Here is a 1,219-nt window from a genome sequence, read left to right as displayed (position 1 = left end):
TCAACTTACAGAGATTACTCTATTTCCAAAAGAGGAATTAAGATAACCATGTTTCCTTATATTGATCTTCTTTAAAACCGACTGTAACTTTATCTCCAGAAATAGCTAATGGTCTTTTGACCAACATACCATTTGTTGATAATAAATCTAACTTTTCATCATCTGTTAAATCTTTAAGTTTATCTTTTAAACCTAATTCACGATATTTAGCGCCATGCGTATTGAATAATTTATTAATATCGATATCAGTTACTTCTAGTATTTCTTTAAACTCATTTTTAGTTGGTGTATGCTGTACGATATCTATGGGTTCAAAACTCACACCGTAATCTTGTAAAAATTTAGCTGCTTTTTTACAAGTTGTACAATTAGGATACTGGTAAAATTTTATCATGATTCTGTACCTCCTATAACTAGTTAACATTAATATATCAAATTTATTGCTAAAACGCTCTAATAAATAAGCTGATTTTTTTTATAACTTTAAAATGTCCGTTATAATAAGCTTAATTATATTTTTAAAATAGTATTAAAAATAAAAAATACAATAAAAAAAGCTCTCAGATTTCTCTGAGAACTCTCATTTAAACTGTATCTGCTAAAGTCCAATTAATTTCACCACTATAATTACCAGCCGTAGTTAACCCATTACTACGAAGGAATATACCATCAGAATCATCCCAATTACTTGCAATATTAGTAGTTTGTTGACCAGTCTGATTTTTAACACCGTTGGCAATATTAACTAAATTGTTACCTGTTAAAATGCTTTCGACACCATTACTGTTACGGAAAACCATATTTCCATTAAATTTATTAGTATTACTTGTTAAATCAGATGTCGAAGCTGACAAATTCCACGTGCTATCTGGTCCAGCCTCACGTCCATCGTTAACCATGATATCCCAATTACCCTTACGAGAAATCAATCGAGATGCTGATGAATCATTTATACTGCCAAATTCATAAGCTTTATTAACGGTTAACGATAATGCACCTTTTTTAGCAATAATCACTTTGGAAGTTGGTGTCATATTAGCGGCCGGATCACCTACATAAACTTCCAGTGTATTAGTATCTTGAGTCAATTTATCTGCTGGAATTGTAAACGTCAAATGTCCTGAGGGTTCACTATCCGTCATTACAAAATTCCTGAATGTTTCACCGTTCAATTTGGTGAAAACTGACATTAACGAATTAGTAATCGGTGTCCCGTCGG

The 1,219-nt window shown here is 31.5% G+C and carries 2 protein-coding genes; both read right to left on the bottom strand.

Annotated features, from left to right (window positions below):
• Positions 1 to 37: 37 nt before the first annotated feature.
• Positions 38 to 394, bottom strand: coding sequence for an arsenate reductase family protein (locus FHL06_RS13570; protein ID WP_153387170.1), 357 nt, complete (start codon positions 392 to 394; stop codon positions 38 to 40).
• A 190-nt stretch (positions 395 to 584) separates the two neighbouring features.
• On the bottom strand, positions 585 to 1,219 hold a 635-nt coding region (locus tag FHL06_RS13565; protein WP_238334061.1), incomplete at its 5' end, for a hypothetical protein.

The organism is Companilactobacillus halodurans (assembly GCF_009600985.1).
GTDB lineage: Bacteria > Bacillota > Bacilli > Lactobacillales > Lactobacillaceae > Companilactobacillus > Companilactobacillus halodurans.
Note: the sequence above shows the minus strand (reverse complement) of the source record. Positions and strands in the feature narration are given on the sequence as shown.

What these genes read in the sequence shown, in the direction of transcription:
- FHL06_RS13570 (WP_153387170.1), bottom strand. Translation starts at nt 394, where the DNA reads ATGATAAAATTTTACCAGTATCCTAATTGTACAACTTGTAAAAAAGCA.